This window comes from Chryseobacterium sp. T20 (assembly GCF_047345655.1).
Lineage (GTDB): Bacteria > Bacteroidota > Bacteroidia > Flavobacteriales > Weeksellaceae > Chryseobacterium.
Map to the genome: position 1 here is coordinate 1 of NZ_JBLFDU010000015.1, position 22,442 is coordinate 22,442.

Genomic DNA, 22,442 nt, shown 5'->3' on the forward strand with positions numbered 1-22,442 from the left:
ATGAACTTATAAATAATGAGTAATGAGCCAATTATTTGGATCTTTTTCTTTCCTTCCAGCTCCCAGCCTCCGGCTTCTGAATTCCTCCATCAATTCTTTATACCTGGTAGTAGTCTTTACCTTCATTACTGTTCTTTATCCCACAGCATTGTCACTCCGTAGGAGTCTAAGCAGAGTTCTTGTTAATTAAAATGCTTCGATTCCGCTCAGCATGACACTTGCTAATACTGACTGCTGAAAAAACGTAGACATTATCCTGTCATCTTACATCCTTTAAACCTCTCATACATAAACCTTGATTGCTAGGGAATGATGCAATTGGAATAAAAGTGTATCTGTACAGTATCCTTTTTCTATAGAAATCATGAATTTGAAAACTCTATAATGATAATAGGTCCTAACCCCGGAACTCGCAACCCGAATTAACCATCACCTATTAATCACCATCAAGCTATTCACAAAACTATTTCCTTCTATTAACCCGTTTTCCTCGAATAAATTCAATAAGTTTGTACTAGTTTTCCAAAAATAATTATAATGTCAGGAAATATTCTGATCATCGATGATGAGATCAAACTCCTTAAATTGTTAGGAATGATCCTTTCCCAAGAAAATTTTAATGTAAAAGAAGCTTCTACGGCACGTTCAGCAATGACGATGCTGGAGCAATATGAATTTGATGTTGTTTTGAGCGATGTGCGTCTGCCTGATGCGTTTGGAGTAGAACTGGTAAAGTCTATCAAGAATAAATATCCTCAAATTGAAATTATCCTGATGACAGCATTCGGCAATATTACCGATGCAGTGCAGGCCATGAAGAATGGAGCGTATGATTACCTGGTGAAAGGAGATGATAATGAGAAAATAATTCCGCTGGTGTATAAAGCTCTGGATAAGGTAAAGGATAACAAATCAAAAGTTGTTCAGCAGACGGTTGTGAAGGGATTTGACCAGATTATTGGTAAATCACCTCTAATTTTGCAGGCTAAGAAATTGGCTGAAAAAGTGGCTTTAACGGATGCTGCCGTCCTTCTTACAGGTGAAACCGGTACAGGAAAGGAAGTTTTTGCCAGTGCTATTCATGAAGGAAGTGACAGAAAGAAAAATAGTTTTGTAGCTATCAATTGTTCTGCATTCAGTAAGGAGATACTTGAAAGTGAGCTTTTTGGTCACAAACAAGGTGCTTTTACCGGCGCTGTTAAAGATAAGAAAGGATTGATTGAAGAAGCAAACGGAGGAACTCTGTTTCTGGATGAAATCGGTGAGATGCCTATAGAACTTCAGGCAAAACTGCTCAGGGTTTTGGAAACCAAGGAATTTATCAAAATGGGGGAAACTAAAGTTTCAAAGTCAGACTTCAGATTGATTGCAGCGACTAACAGAGATCTGGAAGATGAAATAAAGCAGGGTAATTTTAGAGAAGATCTCTATTTCAGACTAAATGTATTTGAGATTACACTCCCGGCATTAAGAGAAAGAAAAGAAGACCTGAAAGCTCTTGCCAAAAACTTTGTAGATATTTTTTCAAATAAACTTCACTTGTCCTCTGTTCAGGTTGATCCGGAATATTATAAAGTTTTAGAGAGAAATGACTGGAAAGGAAATATCCGTGAGTTGAGAAACGCAGTGGAGCGCAGTTTAATTTTAATGGATAACAATATTCTTGATGCTGAAAGTCTTCCTCATTATTCTGAAAAAACAGTTCCTGAAAGTGACTCTTTGAGTATCCGGTCATTGGAAAAAATACATATCCAAAAAGTTTTACAATATACAAAAGGAAATAAAGCGGAAGCTGCCCGTTTACTTGAGATTGGTATTGCTACATTATACCGAAAACTGGAAGAGTACGGATTAAAATAAATCGTTTATCATTTTAATAAAGAGCCTATCATTTTGATAGGCTTTTCTGTTTTTATATAGTTTGGTATTTTGATTTAATTGTTTGTTATTCAATGTTTTAAATGCTATTTTTTCAAAATGGACTTTCTTTTGGCATATAGTCTCTGAATAAAATATTTAAAAATGACAATTTCAAGAAAAACGTTTAAAAAACGGGAGCATTCTACTTTTAGTCTGCTGATTGTATCGTACGTATTGTTGACTCTTTTAACCCTAATGATTAAGATATGATGCTTATAAGTTTAATTCTGCTTTTTGCAGTGTTGTTTTGGCTTTTATGTAAATCAGTTGAATTTTTTGATAGAATATAAATTATGTGGAGTTTATTTTTCCTCTCAATACTTGCCTTTGTGTATATCTGTTATGTTTTAATTAAACCTGAAAAATTTTAATTAGTCATGAATACAGAAATTTTAGGCATTATAGCAATGTTTGCTATCACGTTAGTTATCGGAATTTTTTTAGGAAAATACATTGCTAATGTTTATGGATACAAAAAAACTTTTCTGGATCCGGTTTTTGAACCCATTGAAAAGTTAATTTATAAAGTTTCGGGAATTAATCCTGCCCGCCAGATGAATTGGAAACAGAATATGTATGCCATGCTGGCCATCAATCTGGTTTGGTTCATCATAGGTTTCCTTCTTTTAATGAATCAGGCGTGGCTCCCTTTAAATCCCGATGGAAACCCGAATATGTCACCCGATTTGGCTTTTAATACAACCATTTCATTCTTAGTGAACTGTAATCTACAGCATTATTCAGGAGAAACAGGGGTAAGTTATCTGAGCCAGCTTTATCTGATGTTTTTACAGTTTGTTACAGCTGCAACGGGAATGGCAGCTATGGCTGTTCTTTTCAAAGCTTTTAAAGAAAAAACAAGTACTGAACTTGGGAATTTCTACGATTATTTTACTAAATCAATGATCAGAATTCTGGTTCCGATCAGTGTGATTGTTGCATTAATATTATCCATCAACGGAAGTCCGATGACTTTCGAAGGTAAAGATCATATCATTACACTGGAAGGACAGAAAGCTGATGTTTCAAGAGGTCCTGTATCTGCATTTGTTGCGATTAAACACTTAGGAACTAATGGAGGTGGATTTTTTGGAGCCAACTCAGCGCATCCGCTAGAAAACCCTAATTATATTACCAATATGACAGAGATGGTCACTCAGATGATTATTCCGTTTGCTTTGGTATTTGCACTGGGTTTTTATCTGAAAAAAAGAAAACTTTCATGGGTGATCTTTACGGTAATGACGGTCGGTTTTCTGGCACTTACCATTCCGAATATCGTGAATGAAACAGGAGGAAATCCTTTGATTACACAAATGGGAGCAGACAACAGCCTGGGAGCTATGGAAGGGAAGGAAATCCGCTTCGGAAGTGCAGCATCCGGTTATTGGAGTATTGCGACAACGGTAATTTCTACAGGTTCTGTAAACGCAATGCATGATAGTACGATGCCTCTTTCTGGAATGAACGAGCTCCTTGCGATGATGATTAACTGTTTCTACGGAGGCTGTGGAGTCGGAATCCTGAACTATTTCATCTTTATCATTCTTGCTGTATTCATCAGTGGTCTGATGGTGGGACGAACCCCAGAATTTATGGGTAAAAAGATTGAAGCCAAAGAAATGAAAATCGCAATGATTGTGGCTTTATTTCATCCTTTCTTAATTCTTGCAGGAACAGCTTTAATGGCTTACTTACCTGAGTTTGGAGCAAAGACATTGAACAACCCAGGTTTCCATGGTTTCAGTGAAATGTTGTACGAGTTTACTTCTTCTGCAGCGAATAACGGATCAGGATTCGAAGGACTTGGAGATAATACTCCTTGGTGGAATATCTCAACAGGAATTGTACTGTTATTATCAAGATTTATCCCGATTATAGGACCGGTAGCGATTGCTGGGTTATTAGCACAGAAGAAATATATCCCTGAAAGTTCAGGAACACTGAAAACAGATACTGCTACTTTCGGATTTATGACACTGGCAGTGATTTTACTGATTGCAGCATTATCTTTCTTCCCTGCATTGACTCTAGGGCCTATTGCAGAGCAGATTCAGTATTTCTCAAAATAAATATGAACATTAAAATTTAAAATCAATATTCAACCATTAAGGATGCTGAAGAGTTTGAGGAAGCTAGTCTGACACTTACTGAAACGTTCACTTACTATTATCCATATCTATCCTTATTATTTGGCAGACCTTGATGGTGATTATTGATTTACAATGATATAAACTCTTTCAAAAAATGAAAAATCAGTCACAAACATTGTTTCAAAGAGATTTGGTCAATGAAGCGATCAAACAGTCCTTCGTAAAACTGAATCCGAAAATTATGTTTAAAAATCCAGTAATGTTCCTGGTGGAGATCGGAACCATTGTCATGTTTATCGTAAGCATGTTCAGTCTTACTGGTGATAAATCCCAGGGAAGCTTTTCCTATAACTTTTTAGTATTTATTATTTTATTTTTCACCGTTCTGTTTGCCAATTTTGCAGAAGCTATTGCAGAGGCAAGAGGAAAGGCGCAGGCTGATACCCTCAGAAAAACAAGGGAGGAGACACCGGCCAAATTGGTACTTGATAACAAGCCGGGATTCCAGGTAGAAACAAGACTGAAGATGTCTGCTGAAATGACATTAGGCGATATTTTCCTTTGTGAAGCGGGAGATCAGATTCCGATGGATGGGGAGATTATTGAAGGTCTTGCTACCATTGATGAGTCTGCTATTACCGGAGAAAGTGCTCCCGTGATTCGTGAAGCCGGAGGAGATAAAAGTTCTGTAACCGGAGGGACAAAAGTACTTTCGGACAGAATTAAAGTAAAAGTAACTACAAAACCCGGAGAATCCTTCCTGGATAAAATGATTGCCCTTGTAGAAGGAGCATCAAGACAGAAAACACCCAACGAAATCGCATTAACCATACTTTTAGCAGGATTCACGCTTACATTTATTATTGTTACCCTCACTTTAAAGCCTTTTGCAGACTATGCGCAGACTCCGATTACCATAGCGGCATTTATATCTCTTTTCGTTTGTCTTATTCCGACAACTATCGGAGGTCTGCTTTCTGCAATCGGAATTGCGGGGATGGATAGAGCATTAAGAGCAAATGTGATTACTAAAAGCGGAAAAGCAGTGGAAACAGCTGGAGATATTGATGTTTTGCTGCTTGATAAAACAGGAACAATTACCATCGGAAACCGTAAGGCAACCCAATTTCACCCTGCTAATGGAATTCAGATTGAAGAATTTATTAAAGCATCAGCATTAAGTTCTGTAGCGGATGAAACTCCGGAAGGAAAATCCATTATTGAACTGAGTGCTTTGAAATCTGAAGATTTACTGGTTGCCAATCCTACTTATATCAATTTTACTGCAGAAACAAGAACTTCAGGAATTGATTTTGATGAAACAAGAATCCGTAAAGGAGCTTATGATACGATAAAAAAACTGACTGAAAAAGCCGGGAATATCTTCCCACAGGAAACCCAGGATGCGGTAACCAAAATTTCTGAAAACGGAGGAACTCCTTTAGTAGTAGCCGTTAACGAAAAAGTATGGGGCGTTATTGAACTTCAGGATATTATTAAAACCGGAATTCAGGAACGTTTCCAGAGACTGAGAAAAATGGGTGTGAAAACGGTAATGGTAACCGGAGATAACCCTCTGACGGCAAAATTCATTGCAGAAAAAGCGGGAGTAGACGACTTTATTGCCGAAGCTAAACCTGAAGACAAAATGAATTACATCAAAAAAGAACAGCAGGAAGGTAAGCTGGTTGCCATGATGGGAGACGGTACCAACGATGCGCCGGCACTGGCACAAGCCGATGTTGGGGTAGCGATGAACAGTGGAACTCAAGCCGCAAAAGAAGCCGGTAACATGGTAGACCTTGACAACGACCCTACAAAACTGATCGAAATTGTGGAAATCGGGAAGCAGCTGCTGATGACAAGAGGAACATTGACCACTTTCAGTATTGCGAATGACGTTGCGAAATATTTTGCCATTATTCCGGCACTGTTTATCACTTTTATTCCTTCTCTTCAGAAGCTGAATATTATGAACCTTCACAGTCCTGAAACAGCCATATTATCAGCAGTTATTTTCAATGCGGTCATCATTCCGTTTCTGATTCCGCTGGCGTTGAAAGGAGTGGCTTACAAGCCGATTGGTGCAAGTGCATTATTAAGAAGAAACCTTTTGATCTATGGTTTAGGCGGAGTAATCGTTCCGTTCATCGGGATCAAAATTATTGATCTGGTAATCAGTTTATTCTATTAAAATTTAAAAAATGAAAAATCATATTGTTTCAGCATTCAGATTAACTCTTGTAATGTTGGTCGTTACAGGTATTTATCTGGCAGTTGTTTATGGAGGTTCTAAAATACTTCCTAACAAAGGAAACGGAGAAATTGTTTACAACAAAGGGCAGAAGTTTTATGCTAATATCGGGCAGGAATTTAAGTCTGAAAAATATTTCCATAGCCGTCCTTCTTCAGTCAATTATAACGCAGCAGGAAGCGGAGGAAGTAATAAAGGTCCAAGCAATAAAGAATATCTGGAAATTGTACAGAAAAGAATTGATACTTTAAAAATGGACAACCCTGAAATGGGTAATGCTAAAGTTCCTGTAGAATTGGTAACTGCCAGCGGAAGCGGACTGGATCCTGATATTTCTGAAGAAGGAGCTTTATACCAGGTAAAGAGAATTGCAAAAGTGAGAAGTCTTTCAGAGGAACAGATCAAAAGCTTAGTTAATAATCAAACTGAAAAGCCTTTTTTAGGACTTTTCGGTCCATCAAAAGTAAATGTTCTGAAGCTTAATATCGCTTTAGATCAATTAAAATAATTCAATTCATACAATGATAAAAAGAAGAATTGAAGCCATTAAGATGATTGAAGGAGCTACATTAAAAAAATCTACGATTTCAAAATATTTCTCATTTATAATTCGAGGGTAAATCCTTATCTTTTCTTAATAGCTAAATTCTTCTTATACTCTTAAATAATATAAAAATAACGTGAAAAAATATTTAGTTATAGGAGCCGTATTGGGAATGTTTTTCTCAAAAGCCCAGTCATCAGATTCATTAAAAACAAGTAATAAAGTGACATTTTCCGCTTATGCAGAACTTTTTTATACCTATGATTTTAATGAGCCGGGCAATCATATACGTCAAAATTTTTTATACTCATATAACAGACATAATGAAATGAATCTTAATCTGGGATTAGTGAAAGCCAATTACCAGAGTGAAAATATCCGTGCCAATGTTGCTTTAATGGCCGGAACCTATGCCCAGGATAATATGGCAGCAGAACAAAATGCACTGCGTTATGTAAACGAAGCCAATGTTGGAATCAAAATATCAAAGAATAAGAATTTATGGATTGATGCAGGGATCATGCCTTCCCATATTGGATGGGAAAGTGCCATAGGAAAGGATAATGTGAATCTGACAAGAAGTTTAGCCGCTGAGAACTCTCCATATTTCGAAACAGGAGCCAAAATTTCCTACACCTCAGATAACGGGAAATGGTTTTTAAGCGGACTGGTATTGAACGGATGGCAGAGAATTGCCAAACCTGAAGGAAACCAGAGTATTTCTTTCGGACATCAGATAACGTATAAGCCTAATGATAAAATTACTTTGAACAGCAGCTCATTCATAGGAAATGATAAAGCAAAAGAGGATAAAAGAATGCGTTATTTCCATGATTTGTACGGAAGCTTTCAGCTGACAGATCAGTTTTCGGCTATATTGGGATTTGATATAGGAGCTGAGCAGAAATCAAAAGGAAGCGAGCAGTATAACATCTGGTACAGCCCGAATGTTCAGATGAAGTATCAGTTTGACAGCAAATGGGCACTGGCAGGAAGACTGGAATATTATAATGATAAAAACGGTGTGATTATCAGTACAGAAACGCCCAATGGATTTCAGACCTTCGGATATTCTCTCAATGTAGACTATGCCATATTCAAAAATGTAGTTTTCCGTACAGAAGCGAGAGGTTTTACTTCCAAAGATGCCATTTTTGCCAGGAATGATGATTTTAAAAAAGGAAATTTCTATATAACATCAAGCTTAGCAGTCTGGTTTTAAAATCGGTTTAGTCACAGAAAATAGTGCTTAAAGTAAAATTAAAAAGAATAAAATCAATGTCATCAGCAAAAGATTTTTTAGAACTGATTCAAAAATCCCGTAAAGGAAAATTCAAAATTTATATCGGGATGAGTGCAGGTGTAGGAAAGACCTTCCGTATGCTTCAGGAAGCTCATTCTCTTTTGCGAAATGGCATTGATGTAAAGGTTGGCTATATTGAAACTCATGGCAGAGAAGAAACGGTAGCCCTTGTAGAAGGTCTTCCTGAGATTGAAAGAAAATCAGTCTTTTATAAAGGAAAAAATCTTGAAGAAATGGATCTTCAGGCTATTATCAATGAACATCCTGAAGTGGTTCTTGTAGATGAACTGGCACATACTAATGTGGAAGGTTCCAAAAATAAAAAAAGGTGGCAGGATGTGCTGGAAATCCTTGATAACGGGATCAATGTCATCAGTGCCATGAATATCCAGCATATCGAAAGCCTGAATGAAGAGGTAAAGAAAATTACTGGAGTAGAGGTAGCAGAGCGGGTTCCGGATAAGATTCTGGCTCTGGCGGATGAAGTCGTGAATATTGACCTTACTGCGGATGAGCTTCTGACCCGATTAAAAGAAGGAAAAATCTATAAAAAGGAAAAAATTCAGACCGCTCTGAGCAATTTTTTCCAAAGCGGACATATTTTGCAACTTCGTGAACTGGCTTTAAAAGAAGTAGCCACCCATGTGGAAAGGAAAGTAGAAACAGAAATTAAAACCGAAAATTTTAAACCGATAAAATTCCTGGCCTGCATCAGCAGTAATGAGAAGATCGCGAAAACTATTATTCGTAAGACAGCCAGATTAGCCAGCTATTATAACAGTCCATGGACTGTTTTGTACGTTCAGAAACCTTCTGAAAATCCGGAAAAAATTGCATTGGATAAACAGCGGTATTTAATTAATAATTTTAATTTAGCACAGGAATTAGGTGCCAAAGTAGTCCGGATTAAAGAAAGCAGTGTTCACAACGGGATTCTGGAATATGTGATTGCTCATAACATCACTACGGTCTGTATTGGAAAACCTCACGCCAGTTTCTGGCAGCGAATGTTGGGATACAGCTGGATCTATACTCTTATGAACAGGCTGAATGAAAGACAGATAGATATTATTATTTTATCTTAAAAGTAATGAAACTTAAAACTAAACTTACCTTAGGCGTGGGCCTTTTATTTCTACTGATTGTTCTGCTTTCAGTGATAGGTTCTGTATACATCAATAAATTAAAATCTGATACTGAAAAGATCCTTACGGCCAATTACAACAGTCTGGAATTTTCCAAAAATATGCTTCTGGCACTGGATAATATCAGTACAGACAGCACCGTTGCCGTAGCAGATTTTCAAAAAAATAACAAGCTTCAGGAAAAAAACCTTACAGAATTTGGAGAAAAAGAAGCCACACAGAACCTGAATCTTCATTTCAACAGCTACCTGAAAGCTCCCGATATCAATAAAGAAAAGCTCATCCGTGAAGATCTTTCGAAGATCATGTCTTTGAATATGAAAGGGATAGAACGTAAAAGTGATATTGCGATTATTACAGCAGAAAATGCCACTTTTTGGATTGTAAGTTTAGGAACTGTATGCTTTCTGATTGCTTTTATTCTGCTTTTTAATTTGCCACAAACCATTGCGGAGCCTATTAATCAGCTAACTTTCAGTATCAAACAGATTGCTGATAAAAACTATAGTGAAAGGGTTCATTTCAAAGGAAGTGAAGAGTTCAACAGCCTGGCAGACTCATTCAACAGTATGGCAGAAAAACTTCAGGAGTACGAAAGCAGCACGCTTTCGAAGCAGTTGATGGATAAAAAACGTATCGAAACACTGGTTAACAATATGCACGATGCGGTGATTGGCCTGGATGAGAACCATTTTATCTATATGATCAATGATGAAGCTTTGAAGATCACCAATCTCCATAAGGAAGATATTATCGGAAAAACAGCTCATGAAGTAGCTATTAACAACGATTTGATGCGCGAACTGCTGAAAAATATAGACCATCCGGTGAAAGATCCGATTAAAATTGTTCGTGATAATAAAGAAAATTATTTCGAGCAGGATATTATTCCCATCAATATTGTAAAGACAGGCGAAAAAGAAAAAAAATATATTGGAAAGGTAATTCTATTAAGAAATATTACGCCTTTTAAAGAGCTTGATTTTGCCAAAACCAACTTCATTGCAACCATTTCCCATGAATTGAAAACCCCGATTTCTGCGATCAAAATGGGTGTTCAGCTTCTTGGAAATCAAAAGTTCGGAGAACTGAACGAGCAGCAGCAGGAATTGTTGAAGAGCATCAATGAAGACGGACAGCGCTTATTGGATATCACAGGAGAATTGCTGAATCTTTCTCAGGTAGAATCCGGAAATATCAGACTGACCGTAGAAAAATGTTCTCCTAAAGAAATTGTACAGATGGCTGTAAAAAATGTTGAGAAACTGGCGGAGCAGAAAAATATCTCCATCAGCACAGAATATCTTCTGGAAGACAGTGATGCGGTAACCGCAGATTTTGATAAAACAGTCTGGGTGATGAATAATTTCCTGACCAACGCGGTAAAGCACTCTTTTCAGGATGAAAATATTAAGATTGTGGTAGAAAAGCTGAATGCATTCATTCAGTTCAGTATTATTGATACCGGAAGCGGAATTGATGAAAAATACCACCGCCAGATCTTTGACCGTTATTTCCAGGTTCCCGGAGAACATCAGAACGGGACAGGATTGGGGTTGGCCATCTCCAAAAATTTCATTGAAAAACAACACGGAGAAATAGGAGTGAAGAGTTCCTTGAATAATGGGAGTACTTTTTACTTCAGATTGCCGGTTTCATAAGGATTAAATTACGTATTTAAACACCTTATAGGTTTTATAAACCTATAAGGTGTATTCATCTATTAGAATAAGAAATATCAGATCCTTCCAATTAAAAAATGTAATCCTATTCTTTATATTTGTGATAAAAATAACAATGAGAAAAACGTTAGGACTCTTATTATTTTCAATTGTACTGAGTATCCAGATTTCTGCACAGACATTCACAGTAGAACAGCTTAAAGGATTCAACAAGCTTACCATGGATGAGTTTAAAAAGGAAATGAAACAGCTTCAGTTCAAGTTTTATGACAGAACAGAAGGCTTAAGCTTTCTTTTAACCGAATACGAAGCTCCAGACTATTCCTCGAAAATCGGAAAGTTTGAATACAAAGAAGAAAAATCAGAAGACAGAATTGAATTTGAGTTTAAGGACAAAAAAGAATATGAACAATACCTTAAACTGATATTAGCAGCAGGATATAAGGAAACTGAGAAAGGAAAGATTATCACCAAAGAGCCTTACACAGATTACTACAGGAATAAAGAACATATCAGGCTGATCTTGCCCAAAGCAGGAGAAAGTATTCCGTATACCATTATTGTATTTAAGTAATATTTAATAAAAACTCAATGATTACTAAAGAGGTTCACTTTTATTCTAGTAAGATAAAAAGTCTTATAGTATTGGTTATTGCATTTATTTTCATTTTATTTTTTTTTAATAAAAAATTGGGAAATGCAGGTCTGGGCCTTATAGTCATGTTTTATCTTGGATTTTTACTTTCGTTATTCGGAGTTGTCTATTCAATTTTGTTATTATTTCGAACAAAACCTTTATTAACAGTTACTGATAAGCAGATCATCATTTATAACCTATTGAGAAAACCAACAACAATTAATTTTGAAGATATTTCATCATTTTATATTTCAAATACAACATTCCGGGGAATAAAAACAAGTGAGTCTATTTATATTAACATAAAGAGTAATCCAGATCCTTTTGGCAGAAAAGGAAATGTTATAAACACAGACCTGTTGAATGTGAAAGCAAGTGCTTTATTGGAGATTTTAAATAGCAGAAGAACTATTATTTGTAAGAATTAAGATTTGTTTATTAAAGTAATACTTAATTTTTCTAAATTTGGTCTTAAATCACATAAGATGAACACATCAGATTTAAAAATTGATTTAATTAATAGGATAACCCAATTAAAAGAAGCCAGAATTATTGAAGAAATTCAAAAGATTCTGGATTTTGAATTGGATCAGAATGAGTATACTCTTACTACCGAGCAAAATGAAAGAGTTGCTGAAGGAAGAGAAGAATATAAGAATAAAGCATACCTTACAGAAGATCAGGCCAACCAGGATATTGAAGAATGGCTAAAAGAAAAGTAATCTGGACTGTTAAAGCCAATAAAGAAAGAAAAGATATTCTTGAATATTGGATTGTCAGAAATAAATCTAAAACATTTAGTATAAAACTCAACAAGTTGATCTTATATAATGTTGGATTACTAGCTGATCACCCTACAATTGGAAGGAAAACAGATATTGAAAGGGTAAGAGTAAAAATAGTGAGAGATTATCTCATCTTTTATGAGTTCTCAAGTTCTGAACTGATCATCCTTTCTGTTTGGGATGGAAGAAGAGAAAATAAAAAGTGAGAAATTGTTAATTTAACTCACTTCATGATAATAAAAAAACCATTGATTTCTTTCAATGGTTTTTTTGTGAAAATATTGTTAAAACTTATTGTTTTTCAATCAAATCCAGGAACTGTTGCTCATCCAGGATTTCAATTGTTCCGATATCCTGAGCTTTTTTCAGCTTGCTTCCTGCCTTTTCACCTACCACAAGATAGTTGAGGTTTTTCGAAACCGCAGAAATATTTTTTCCGCCATGCTTTTCTACCATTTCCTCGGCTGATTCTCTCGTGAATAAAGACAGTTTTCCGGTGAAAAGGAATGTTTTTCCCTCCAGAACATTGGATAAAACTTCGTTGGTACTTTCTCCTTTTTCAAGTTGTACTCCGTAAGACTTTAAACGCTCGATCATCAACAGGTTTTCAGAATTCTGGAAGAAATCAACAATACTGACTGCAATTTTAACCCCAATATCTTCAACCTGGCAAAGCTCTTCTACAGTTGCATTTTTCAGGTCTTCAATCGTTGGGAAGTTTTTAACCAGTTTCTTGGCCACTGTTTCTCCTACATGCTTAATCCCGATTCCGTATAATACTTTCTCAAAAGGAATTTCTTTAGATTTTTCAATTCCTGTGATGATATTCTGAGCAGATTTTTCGGCCATTCTTTCCAGGGGAAGAAGCTGTTCTTTCGTTAAAACATAGAAGTCGGCAGGGTTTTCAATCAGTTTTTCTCTGTAGAGCTGTTCTATGGTTTCACTTCCAAGATTATCTATATTCAAAGCTTTTCTGGAAACATAGTGAATCATTCTTCCTACTACCTGTGGCGGACAGTGAAGCTCATTAGGACAGAAATGAATCGCCTGATCTTCAATTTTTACCAGCTCAGTGCCACATTCAGGGCAATGTTTGATATATTCAATTTCTTTGCTTTCTTCCGTTCTTTTGTCTGTGTTTACCCCTACAATTTTCGGAATGATTTCACCTCCTTTTTCTACATACACAAAATCATTTTCATGAAGGTCCAGTTTCTTGATGATATCCTCATTATGGAGAGAAGCTCTTTTTACAATGGTTCCGGCCAGTAAAACAGGTTTAAGATTAGCAACAGGAGTAATAGCTCCGGTTCTTCCCACCTGATAAGAAACACTCTGAAGTTCTGTCTCTACCTTTTCTGCTTTAAACTTATAAGCCATTGCCCAACGTGGAGATTTGGCTGTATATCCAAGCTGTCTCTGCTGCTGTAATGAATTCACTTTTAAAACGATCCCGTCAATTTCAAAAGGAAGATTATGACGTTCAGTATCCCAAAACGTGATAAATTCCTGTACTTCAGCCATCGTTTTGCATAATTTGGCCTGTTGAGAGGTTTTGAAGCCCCAGCTTTGAGCTTTTTGAAGAAGTTCCCAATGCGTTTCTGCAGGAATATCTTCAGAGATAAACTGATACAGTACAGAAGAAAGCCCACGTTTTCTTACCTCAGCGCTGTCCTGCATTTTCAAGCTTCCGCTGGCGGTATTTCTTGGATTCATGAAGGGATCAAGACCTTCTTCCTCACGCAGTACATTCAGCTTATCAAAGTTTTTTCTGGTCAGATAAATTTCGCCACGCATGAAAAAATGATTCGGGAAACCACCTTTCAAAGTCAAAGGAATATCTGATATAGTTCTGACGTTCGGGGTAATTTCATCTCCCTGGAAACCATCACCACGGGTAACTGCCTGTGATAACTTTCCGTTTTCATAAAGGATAGAAATGGATGCTCCGTCATATTTCAGTTCAGCAACAAACTCTACGGGATCTTCAATGGTTTTGATGATTCGTTTTTCCCAGTCTTCCAGATCGTCAAAATCGTAGGAATTGTCCAGAGAATACATTCTGAACTTATGCTGAATCGTAGGGAAAACCTTGGTAACACCACCACCTACACGAACGGTAGGAGAATTTTCATCATAGAATTCGGGATACTTGGCTTCCAGATCCTGGAGCTCCTCCAGAAGCATGTCAAATTCATAATCTGTAATGGTGGGAGTATCCAGTTGGTAGTAATTTTCGTTATGCTGGTGAAGTTCCTTGCGGAGCTGTTCTATCTTTTGTTGAATGTTTTCAGACATTGGGTTTCTATCTTTTGAGCAAAAATAACTAAAGTAATTGCATTTAAAAAATAACAGAATAAAATAGTACAGGAAAATTAAGAATGCGTAATATACCTTAACTGACTGGTTTTGCAGAAAATAAAACACGTGTTTAAAGTAATTTAACATATCGTTCTGATTTAATTAAAAAAATGTTAAAACTTTCTTAAACACCCCGCTGTTAAAGTCAAAATACCTTTGCACATCTAATTGAAAGAAACCTCAAAATGATCTATCAGTATGAAAATCAAAGAGGTTTCCTGGAGAAAATCAAAAAATTAATAATATAGATCTTCGGAAGAAATGAAAAAAGTAAAGATTGTACTGGGATTATTGTTTTTAGGGCTTGGGACAATGGCTTATGCACAGACCACGCAGGCTTCTATTGTAGGGAAAGTTACCGGACCGGGAAGTACGGCTCAGGAAAAAGTGAAAGTGACGATTGTGAACGAGTCCACCGGATTCAGAACGGAAACGGAAACCAACTCAAAAGGGGAATATATTTTTAAAGAAATTCCTTTGGGAGGACCTTATACTGTCATTGTAAACGATGATAAAAAAGAAGGTTACAGTGTCAACTTCGGAGATCAGGTTACAGTAAATATGGATCTGGGGAATGAAAAGACTATTGAAGAAGTAAAAATTACCGGAAACCTTAAAAACAAGATCGGAAACCTTGGTGCAGCTACAGCAATTTCTGCGAAAAACATCAGCATGCTTCCGGTGAATGGACGAAACTTTACCAATCTTACGGAACTATCTCCATTAAGTGGAAAAGGAGGAAACCTTTCCGGGCAACTTGGTTCTTCTACCAACTTTACTATTGACGGGATGACAGCAAAAAATCCTACTTCTGCAGGATCTACTACCAGTCGAAGCGGTGCACCATTCTCCATTTCCATTGAAGCTGTGCGTGAATTCAAAATTACCACCAACCAATATGACGTTACTTTGGGAAGAAGCGGAGGAGGAACAGTAAGTGCTGTTACCAAATCAGGAACGAATAAATTTTCCGGAAGTGCCTGGGAATATTTAAGAACCAACTGGCTTTCCAGCCCGTATGATATCAGAGGAAACAAAAGAGATAACGATTTCTCTACTTCCCAATTCGGTTTTTCATTGGGTGGACCGATCATTAAAAATAAATTGCATTTCTTCGTAGCATGGGATCACCAGCTGGATTCAAGACCGTTGGTGATTGCTGATATCAAATCTCCGGATGATGAGAAGAGATTCAACACAACCACTCAGACGCTTAACCAGTTTCTGGATATTGCAAGAGTAAAATATGGGGTAGGAAACAGCCCGCAATTCGGAACGTTTGATAAAGTGAGAAATTCTGATGCCGGATTTTTACGTTTAGACTGGCAGATCAATGAAAAAAACTTATTAACGCTTAGAAATAACTTCACCTACGATCTTAATAAAAACGGATTGGGTGATAATACCAATATCAACTTCTTTGAGTCTTACGGAAATGATAAAAACATTGACAACAGTTTGTTATTGACTTTAAGATCGAATTTGAGACCTAATTTAACCAATGAATTAAAGGCGCAGTACCTTTACACATTCCAGGACAGTTATCAGAACAATCAATTAGGAAAACCTGTACCGAGAGCTATTGTGGAAGGAGTAGCTTCAAGTGCCGGATCTACCAATATTCAGATCGGAGGGCACCGTTTTGCTCAGGAAAGTTTTAGAAATAATGTATTCCAGATAGTTGACAACCTATACTACAATACCGATAAGGTAAAATATACTTTTGGTGCTGATTTAATGTATACAACAGCAAAATCGGTATACGGAAGTGAGGTGAACGGAAAGTTCTATTTCCAGGGAATGAGCAACTTTGACACTATGACTCCTTACCGATTCTACAGAGAAGTTCCTTTGGTGGATGATCCATCTGTTAGATCAAACATTTGGAATATTGGTCTGTATGGACAGTTTCAGACCAAAGTAGCAAAAGGCCTGGATTTAATGGCTGGTTTAAGATTAGATTACGGTGGTTACCCAAAAGCAAAATTCAATCAGAAATTGTTTGATGAAATGGGAATCAGAACAGATAATCAGCTCAAATCATTTGTTATTCAACCAAGATTCCAGTTTGACTGGAACATCAATGAAGAAAATAAAGACTTCCTTAAGTTTGGTGCCGGGATTTTCTCTTCCGATATCAACAATTATATGATCATCAACAACCTTGTATTTGACGGTAATCATCTAGCTACCGTGGATGTAACGGGTAAAGATGTTCCATTCCCGGATTTTAACAGTTATAGAGATAATTATAATACGATTCCTACACTTTCCCAGAAGCAGATGCCAACCATCAACTATACGGGTAAAGACACAAAAATTCCAATCGTTTATAAAGCGAATATCTCTTATACGCACTTCTTCAATGAAAGGTTCAGAGCAGGCATTGCAGGATATATGGCTTTAGGTAGAAATAACTACTATTACTACGACAGAAACATGGTAGCCAATCCTTTCTTTACTTTAGCTAATGAAGGAGGAAGAGGAGTATTTATCCCTACAGGTGCCATTACCAATAATGCCAATAACAGTGTAAGTTTCGACTGGAAACAGGGAAGAATCAATAATAATTTCGGTAGAGTACTGGAATTGGTAAGTGATGGTAAAGTAAACCAGTTCTCATTCGTATTGGATACAAGTTACCGTTACTGGAAAGATGGGGAAATCACAGCAAGTTATACATGGTCTGATATCAAAGACAATACTTCATACAACGGAAACGTAGCCAACTCTGCAACATTGTCCACCATGATTCAGAGTGATCCGAGAGATTTAAGAATGACGTATTCAGACAACCAGTTCCGTAATAAAGTCGTTATTTATGGTAACTCGCCTACGATTGCTGGATTTACCTTAGGGATCAGATACTCAGGGATTGGAGGAACGCGTTTCTCAGCGACAACCGGAGGGAATATCAATGGTGATTTTGTAGATTCCAATGACCTTGCTTTTATCTTCCCGAACCTTACCAAAGCCATTCTGGATGATCCACAGGTGGGACAGGCTCTGAAAGATTATATCAACGAATATAATGGTAAAATAGCTGAACGTAACGGAGGGAAAAACGGTTTCTATGGCGTGTGGGATGTACGTGTAGCTAAGAAAATAAAATTTGATAAAGTAGGAGCTTTTGAACTTTCTGTAGATATCTTCAACGTAGCCAATCTTCTTAACAAAGAATGGGGGGTAAACAAATCATATAATAATACATCTTTGTATAAAGTAACCAAGTTCAATAAAGACACCATGCAGTACGAATACACTAAAAACGTAAGTGGAGGTGGACTGGTTCCTCTATCCGGAAATCCATATCAGATTCAGATCGGAGCGAAATACTCCTTCTAATATCTGTTTTTAAACCACAGAAGACATAAAAGAAATTAAAGCGGCAGATTAATGGGGAAACCTTAGTTTTAGCCAGAAAATCTTTTATGTCTTTGTGGTTTCCATTTTTTAATAACTACCTTTATCAGAAGTTTCAGGACTTTCTTTTTAATAATCTAAATTATATTATGAAAAATTTTATCTTAGGGTTAGCAGTTTTAAGTACAGTTATGATGAAAGCACAAACCCAGATCATTGCCCATAGAGGATATTTCCAGGCTCAGCCTCCTACAACGGAAAATTCACTTCAATCCCTTGAGAATGCTCAAAAATTGAAAGTTTATGGGTCTGAATTTGATGTGAGAATGACAAAAGATGGTGTATTGGTGATTAACCACGATGAGCATCACGGTAAAATGGAAATTTCAGAAACAAGTTTCAAAGAACTGGAAGCTTTGAAATTATCCAACGGAGAGAAATTTCCTACTTTAAAAGATTATTTAAAACAGGGAAAAAAAGATAAATCTCTGAAACTGATTGTTGAGATTAAACCAGCTAAGACTCCGGAAATTGAAAATGAGATCACGCAGAAAACGATCAAAATGATTAAAGATATGAAGCTGGAATCTCAGAGTGAATTTATTTCTTTCAGTCTTAATATTTGTAAAGAGATCAAAAAACTGGCTCCTGCCTTTAAAGTACAGTATCTGAACGGTGAACTGTCTCCTGAGCAGATCAAACAAGAAGGATTAGACGGAATGGATTACCATTACAGTGTTTTCCAGAAAAACCCAACCTGGATTGCGGATGCAAAAACATTAGGATTAATTACCAATGCCTGGACAGTGAATGATGTTGCCGTATACGATGAACTGAAAAAGCAGGGAATTGGCTTCGTAACAACCAATATTCCTGACCAGTTAAAAAATAAATAACGATTGATTATTCTTCACTAATACTACAACCGAAGGACGAAATATTCCCCTCCTCCGGAGGGGTGGCAAAAATTCAAAGAATTTTTGACGGGGTGGTTGAAAAGATATACCCGTTAAATCAATTACAATCATAATTTACACAGTCTGACTTTTAAAATGGGTCAGACTGTTTCTTTTTATAAGCCTAGTCTATATTTTAAAGAATATTAAAAGAAAGAATATGATGAGGTTTGAATTAATAAGTTGATTATGAGTTTGTTGTGTGTTTTATGTAATATTATCCCAAGACAAGACAATAAAGATACATAAATATGGCTGTAGAATGGTATTAAAAAGACTTAATTGCTTAAGTGTTTATTAATTAGATATTTATGTAATGTTGTTAAGTTTGAATTAATATACTGTTTAATAAATTTTTAAGAAACGTTAAAATAATGTTAAGACCATCCTGGTAATGTCGTTTTAATTTTGCGCAAACAAAAAGGAAATGCGTAAAGAGACACAAAAACTGTTGGTTTTGTCGCTGTTAGGATTTGTCAGCGTCAATCTGGCAGCTCAGCAGAAAGCTAAAAAAGATACCGTTAAAGGACTTGATGAAGTAGTAGTGACTGCTTTGGGGATTAAGAGGCATGACAGAGCTTTAGGGTATGTTGCTGAGAAAGTGAATGCCAAAACATTTGAAGAAACCCAGAACAACAACTGGGCACAATCGATGGAAGGAAAAGTGGCTGGTCTTAAAATCCAGACGGCCGGAGCAGGACCGCTTGGAACTTCCAGAATTACTTTGAGAGGAGAAAAATCCATTATGATGGATCATAACTACGCTCTGATCGTTGTAGATGGAGTTCCAATGGGAAATTCTACCACAGGTACTGATACTGCAGCTTATGGAGCAGGTTCCGGAGGTGATGTTCCTATTGACCTTGGAAACGGATTGAACAGCATCAACCCTGATGATATTGAATCTGTAACTGTTTTAAAAGGAGCTTCTGCAGCTGCATTATACGGATCACGTGCTGCCAACGGAGCCTTAATGATCACCACAAAATCAGGAAAAACAAAGAATGGAAAATTAAGAGTAACTTTTAACTCTTCTTCAAGTTTTGATACCGTCTTGAAGTGGCCGGACTGGCAATATGAATACGGACAGGGAACACTGGCAACAAACAATGGTAGTTTTTATTACTCATATGGTCTTTCTCCTGATGGGCCAAGTACGGGCGGCACAAGTAGTGCTTTCGGACCAAAATTTGCCGGGCAGTATTATTTCCAGTATGATCCTACTGTAATGGGACAGAGTAAAGAAAGACAGTTGTGGAAACCCTATGAAAATAATATAAAAGGCTTCTGGAGAACTGGTTCTAACTACTCCAACAGTATTTCCGTAGAAAGTTCCAATGAAAAAACTAGCTTCAGAACTTCACTTACTTACCTTAATAATGAGTGGATGATGCCAAATACAGGCTTTGACCGATTCAATTTTGCGTTGTCTTTTGCGCATCAGTTTACCCAAAAATTAAAAATTTCTACAAAATTTGCTTATAACACGACGACCAGTGATAACCTTCCAGCGACAGGATACAACAATCAGTCGATTTCCTATTTCATGATCTTCCAGAATCCCAACGTGGATCTGGAATGGTATAAACCCATCTGGAAACCCGGACAGGAGCAGGTTGATCAAATCCATCCGTTCAGTTCTTATATTGATAATCCATATATGATTGCCTATGAAATGCTAAATGGGGTAAGAAAGAAAACCATTACAGGAAACATCACGGCAGATTATCAGTTTAATAAGAATTTCAGTTTAATGCTGAGGTCAGGAATTGAAATTCTGAATGAAAAAAGAACGACCAAAAGGCCATGGAGTTCTGCCAACTACCTGAAAGGTTTCTACAGAGAACAGTTCATCAAAAATCAGGAATATAACAACGACCTTTTAATCTCTTATAAAGCCGATTGGAATAAATTCAGTATTTCAGCATCAGCAGGAGGAAGTATCCGTTACAATGAATATCTGCAGAACGATTATCAGGCCATAGGATTGAAAACTGCCGGCGAATACAGCCTTACCAATGCTCTTAATATTCCGGTTAAATATCCCGCTCCAAGAGATAAACATGTAGACAGTGTTTACGGATTATTGACACTGGGATATGACAATAAAATATTTGTAGACTTTACAGGAAGAAATGACTGGAGTTCTACACTTCCAAAGCAGAACAGATCCTTCTTTTATCCTTCAGTGAGTACCAGTTTCATTCTTTCGGATCTATTTAATCTGAAAAGTAATAACCTGAACTTATGGAAACTGAGAGCTTCATGGGCGAAAGTAGGGATAGACAGTGATCCTTATCTTTTGGATAACTATTATACAGCCAGCAACATTACAGGAAGTGTAGTAGCACCTACCATTTTTAATAATCCTTCCCTTAAACCTGAAAAAAATACCAATATTGAAGCCGGTATGGATTTCAGCCTTTTCAAAAACAGATTGAACCTTAATTTTACTGCTTACCAGAATTTCAGTGAAAATCAGATTATCCCGGTATCGTTGCCAACTGAAACCGGATATTCCAAAAGGATCATTAATGCAGGAAAAATCCGAAACAGAGGTCTTGAACTTTCAGCAGATATCCTGGCTATAAAAGGTAAAGATTTCTCCTGGAAAGTAGGAGGAAACTGGTCTACTAACGAAAACAGAGTAATGACCCTACCTGAAGGATTTGACGGAATTGTTTCCAACGTAGGTGATGTGGTATTCTATAAAATGGAAGTAGGAGGATCTTTGGGAGATATGTATGGATTTAAACTATTAAGAACTCCGGACGGAAAAGTAATTTACGGAGACAACGGGCTCCCTGCCAGACCTGCAGATATTGAAAAAGTAGGAAATGCATTTCCGAAATGGAGAGCCGGCCTTCAGAATGATTTCAAGATTAAAAACTTTACAATCAGTTTCTCTTTTGATGGTCAATATGGAGGTATCGCTTACTCACAATCACATCATAAAATGTCTGAACAGGGTAAGCTGAAATCTACCCTTCCGGGAAGAGATAATCCTGGAGGAATGATTGTAGGAGATGGTGTTATTCAGAATCCTGACGGATCTTTCAGTCCGAACACAAAAGGAGTACTGGTATCTTCTTATTACGGAGATTACTACAGAAGAGCTAATGTAGAAACCAACAGCTTCAGTACAGATTTTATTAAACTGAGAGATGCCAGAATTGCCTATTCTTTCCCGAAAGAAACCATCAAATCTATAGGTCTGGATGATCTTACTATTGCCATTTTCGGAAAAAATCTGTGGATGTGGACCAAGTTCCCGCTATTTGATCCTGAAGTAGCTACGTTGGATAATGCGACCATTACTCCGGGAGTGGAAATGGGACAACTTCCATCGGCAAGAACAGTGGGTTTCCAGTTAAATCTTAAATTCTAAAATCTTAAAAA

The 22,442-nt window shown here is 36.9% G+C and carries 16 protein-coding genes; 15 read left to right on the forward strand and 1 reads right to left on the reverse strand.

Translation table 11 applies throughout. The features are described 5' to 3' along the window. The first annotated feature begins 537 nt into the window (after positions 1-537). The 12 genes from ACMA47_RS22740 to ACMA47_RS22795 all read left to right on the forward strand — a co-directional run bounded on the left by ACMA47_RS22740 (position 538) and on the right by ACMA47_RS22795 (position 12,569). Entirely contained in the window at positions 538-1,860 is a 1,323-nt protein-coding gene (locus ACMA47_RS22740; RefSeq protein ID WP_413931608.1) for a sigma-54-dependent transcriptional regulator, read from the forward strand. A 353-nt stretch (positions 1,861-2,213) separates the two neighbouring features. After that, complete coding sequence (locus ACMA47_RS22745) at positions 2,214-2,291, forward strand: potassium-transporting ATPase subunit F (RefSeq protein WP_077415921.1); 78 nt, start codon at positions 2,214-2,216, stop codon at positions 2,289-2,291. A 6-nt stretch (positions 2,292-2,297) separates the two neighbouring features. Next, positions 2,298-3,992 (forward strand): potassium-transporting ATPase subunit KdpA, encoded by a 1,695-nt coding sequence (kdpA, locus tag ACMA47_RS22750; RefSeq protein WP_413931609.1) that lies wholly within the window; start codon positions 2,298-2,300, stop codon positions 3,990-3,992. A 175-nt stretch (positions 3,993-4,167) separates the two neighbouring features. Beyond that, positions 4,168-6,207, forward strand: coding sequence for a potassium-transporting ATPase subunit KdpB (gene kdpB, locus ACMA47_RS22755; RefSeq protein ID WP_413931610.1), 2,040 nt, complete (start codon positions 4,168-4,170; stop codon positions 6,205-6,207). Between the two features lie 10 nt (positions 6,208-6,217). Beyond that, entirely contained in the window at positions 6,218-6,775 is a 558-nt protein-coding gene (locus ACMA47_RS22760) for a K(+)-transporting ATPase subunit C (RefSeq protein ID WP_413931611.1), read from the forward strand. A 208-nt stretch (positions 6,776-6,983) separates the two neighbouring features. Beyond that, positions 6,984-8,033, forward strand: a complete 1,050-nt coding sequence (locus ACMA47_RS22765) for a porin (RefSeq protein WP_413931674.1) — start codon at positions 6,984-6,986, stop codon at positions 8,031-8,033. A 56-nt stretch (positions 8,034-8,089) separates the two neighbouring features. After that, positions 8,090-9,199 (forward strand): histidine kinase, encoded by a 1,110-nt coding sequence (locus ACMA47_RS22770; RefSeq protein ID WP_047383121.1) that lies wholly within the window; start codon positions 8,090-8,092, stop codon positions 9,197-9,199. Positions 9,200-9,204: 5 nt separating this feature from the next. After that, complete coding sequence (locus ACMA47_RS22775; RefSeq protein WP_413931612.1) at positions 9,205-10,920, forward strand: ATP-binding protein; 1,716 nt, start codon at positions 9,205-9,207, stop codon at positions 10,918-10,920. A 136-nt stretch (positions 10,921-11,056) separates the two neighbouring features. Next, on the forward strand, positions 11,057-11,515 hold the full coding sequence (locus ACMA47_RS22780) for a hypothetical protein (RefSeq protein ID WP_413931613.1): 459 nt from the start codon (positions 11,057-11,059) through the stop codon (positions 11,513-11,515). A 17-nt stretch (positions 11,516-11,532) separates the two neighbouring features. Then, entirely contained in the window at positions 11,533-12,006 is a 474-nt protein-coding gene (locus ACMA47_RS22785; RefSeq protein WP_413931614.1) for a hypothetical protein, read from the forward strand. Positions 12,007-12,063: 57 nt separating this feature from the next. After that, a complete protein-coding gene (locus ACMA47_RS22790) occupies positions 12,064-12,300 on the forward strand; it encodes a hypothetical protein (RefSeq protein WP_047374061.1) in 237 nt (78 codons plus the stop codon). Then, positions 12,282-12,569, forward strand: a complete 288-nt coding sequence (locus ACMA47_RS22795) for a type II toxin-antitoxin system RelE/ParE family toxin (protein WP_047374194.1) — start codon at positions 12,282-12,284, stop codon at positions 12,567-12,569. Before ACMA47_RS22790 ends, ACMA47_RS22795 begins: the two co-directional genes overlap by 19 nt. 85 nt (positions 12,570-12,654) lie before the next feature. Here ACMA47_RS22795 and ligA read toward each other — a convergent pair whose 3' ends face one another. Then, positions 12,655-14,661 carry an NAD-dependent DNA ligase LigA gene (gene ligA / locus ACMA47_RS22800; protein ID WP_413931615.1) on the reverse strand — a complete coding sequence of 669 codons (2,007 nt, stop codon included), beginning with the start codon at positions 14,659-14,661 and terminating at the stop codon, positions 12,655-12,657. Positions 14,662-14,985: 324 nt separating this feature from the next. Here ligA and ACMA47_RS22805 point away from each other — a divergent pair, with 324 nt between their 5' ends. From ACMA47_RS22805 to ACMA47_RS22815, 3 genes are all read left to right on the forward strand, one after another. Then, positions 14,986-18,069, forward strand: coding sequence for a carboxypeptidase regulatory-like domain-containing protein (locus ACMA47_RS22805; protein WP_413931616.1), 3,084 nt, complete (start codon positions 14,986-14,988; stop codon positions 18,067-18,069). A 167-nt stretch (positions 18,070-18,236) separates the two neighbouring features. Beyond that, complete coding sequence (locus ACMA47_RS22810) at positions 18,237-18,983, forward strand: glycerophosphodiester phosphodiesterase family protein (RefSeq protein WP_413931617.1); 747 nt, start codon at positions 18,237-18,239, stop codon at positions 18,981-18,983. 487 nt (positions 18,984-19,470) lie between these two features. Continuing rightward, positions 19,471-22,431: a SusC/RagA family TonB-linked outer membrane protein gene (locus ACMA47_RS22815; RefSeq protein WP_413931618.1), complete on the forward strand. Its 2,961-nt coding sequence runs from the start codon at positions 19,471-19,473 to the stop codon at positions 22,429-22,431. Positions 22,432-22,442 lie beyond the last annotated feature (11 nt).

Excerpts from the sequence above, each read along its gene's own strand:
- ACMA47_RS22815 (WP_413931618.1), top strand. The coding sequence starts at position 19,471 with ATGCGTAAAGAGACACAAAAACTGTTGGTTTTGTCGCTGTTAGGATTT.
- ACMA47_RS22785 (WP_413931614.1), top strand. The coding sequence starts at position 11,533 with ATGATTACTAAAGAGGTTCACTTTTATTCTAGTAAGATAAAAAGTCTT.
- ACMA47_RS22795 (WP_047374194.1), top strand. The coding sequence starts at position 12,282 with ATGGCTAAAAGAAAAGTAATCTGGACTGTTAAAGCCAATAAAGAAAGA.
- ACMA47_RS22760 (WP_413931611.1), top strand. The coding sequence starts at position 6,218 with ATGAAAAATCATATTGTTTCAGCATTCAGATTAACTCTTGTAATGTTG.
- ACMA47_RS22775 (WP_413931612.1), top strand. The coding sequence starts at position 9,205 with ATGAAACTTAAAACTAAACTTACCTTAGGCGTGGGCCTTTTATTTCTA.
- ACMA47_RS22740 (WP_413931608.1), top strand. The coding sequence starts at position 538 with ATGTCAGGAAATATTCTGATCATCGATGATGAGATCAAACTCCTTAAA.
- ACMA47_RS22790 (WP_047374061.1), top strand. The coding sequence starts at position 12,064 with ATGAACACATCAGATTTAAAAATTGATTTAATTAATAGGATAACCCAA.
- kdpA (WP_413931609.1), top strand. The coding sequence starts at position 2,298 with ATGAATACAGAAATTTTAGGCATTATAGCAATGTTTGCTATCACGTTA.
- ACMA47_RS22805 (WP_413931616.1), top strand. The coding sequence starts at position 14,986 with ATGAAAAAAGTAAAGATTGTACTGGGATTATTGTTTTTAGGGCTTGGG.
- ACMA47_RS22765 (WP_413931674.1), top strand. The coding sequence starts at position 6,984 with ATGTTTTTCTCAAAAGCCCAGTCATCAGATTCATTAAAAACAAGTAAT.
- ACMA47_RS22810 (WP_413931617.1), top strand. The coding sequence starts at position 18,237 with ATGAAAAATTTTATCTTAGGGTTAGCAGTTTTAAGTACAGTTATGATG.
- ACMA47_RS22745 (WP_077415921.1), top strand. The coding sequence starts at position 2,214 with ATGTGGAGTTTATTTTTCCTCTCAATACTTGCCTTTGTGTATATCTGT.
- ligA (WP_413931615.1), bottom strand. The coding sequence starts at position 14,661 with ATGTCTGAAAACATTCAACAAAAGATAGAACAGCTCCGCAAGGAACTT.
- kdpB (WP_413931610.1), top strand. The coding sequence starts at position 4,168 with ATGAAAAATCAGTCACAAACATTGTTTCAAAGAGATTTGGTCAATGAA.
- ACMA47_RS22770 (WP_047383121.1), top strand. The coding sequence starts at position 8,090 with ATGTCATCAGCAAAAGATTTTTTAGAACTGATTCAAAAATCCCGTAAA.
- ACMA47_RS22780 (WP_413931613.1), top strand. The coding sequence starts at position 11,057 with ATGAGAAAAACGTTAGGACTCTTATTATTTTCAATTGTACTGAGTATC.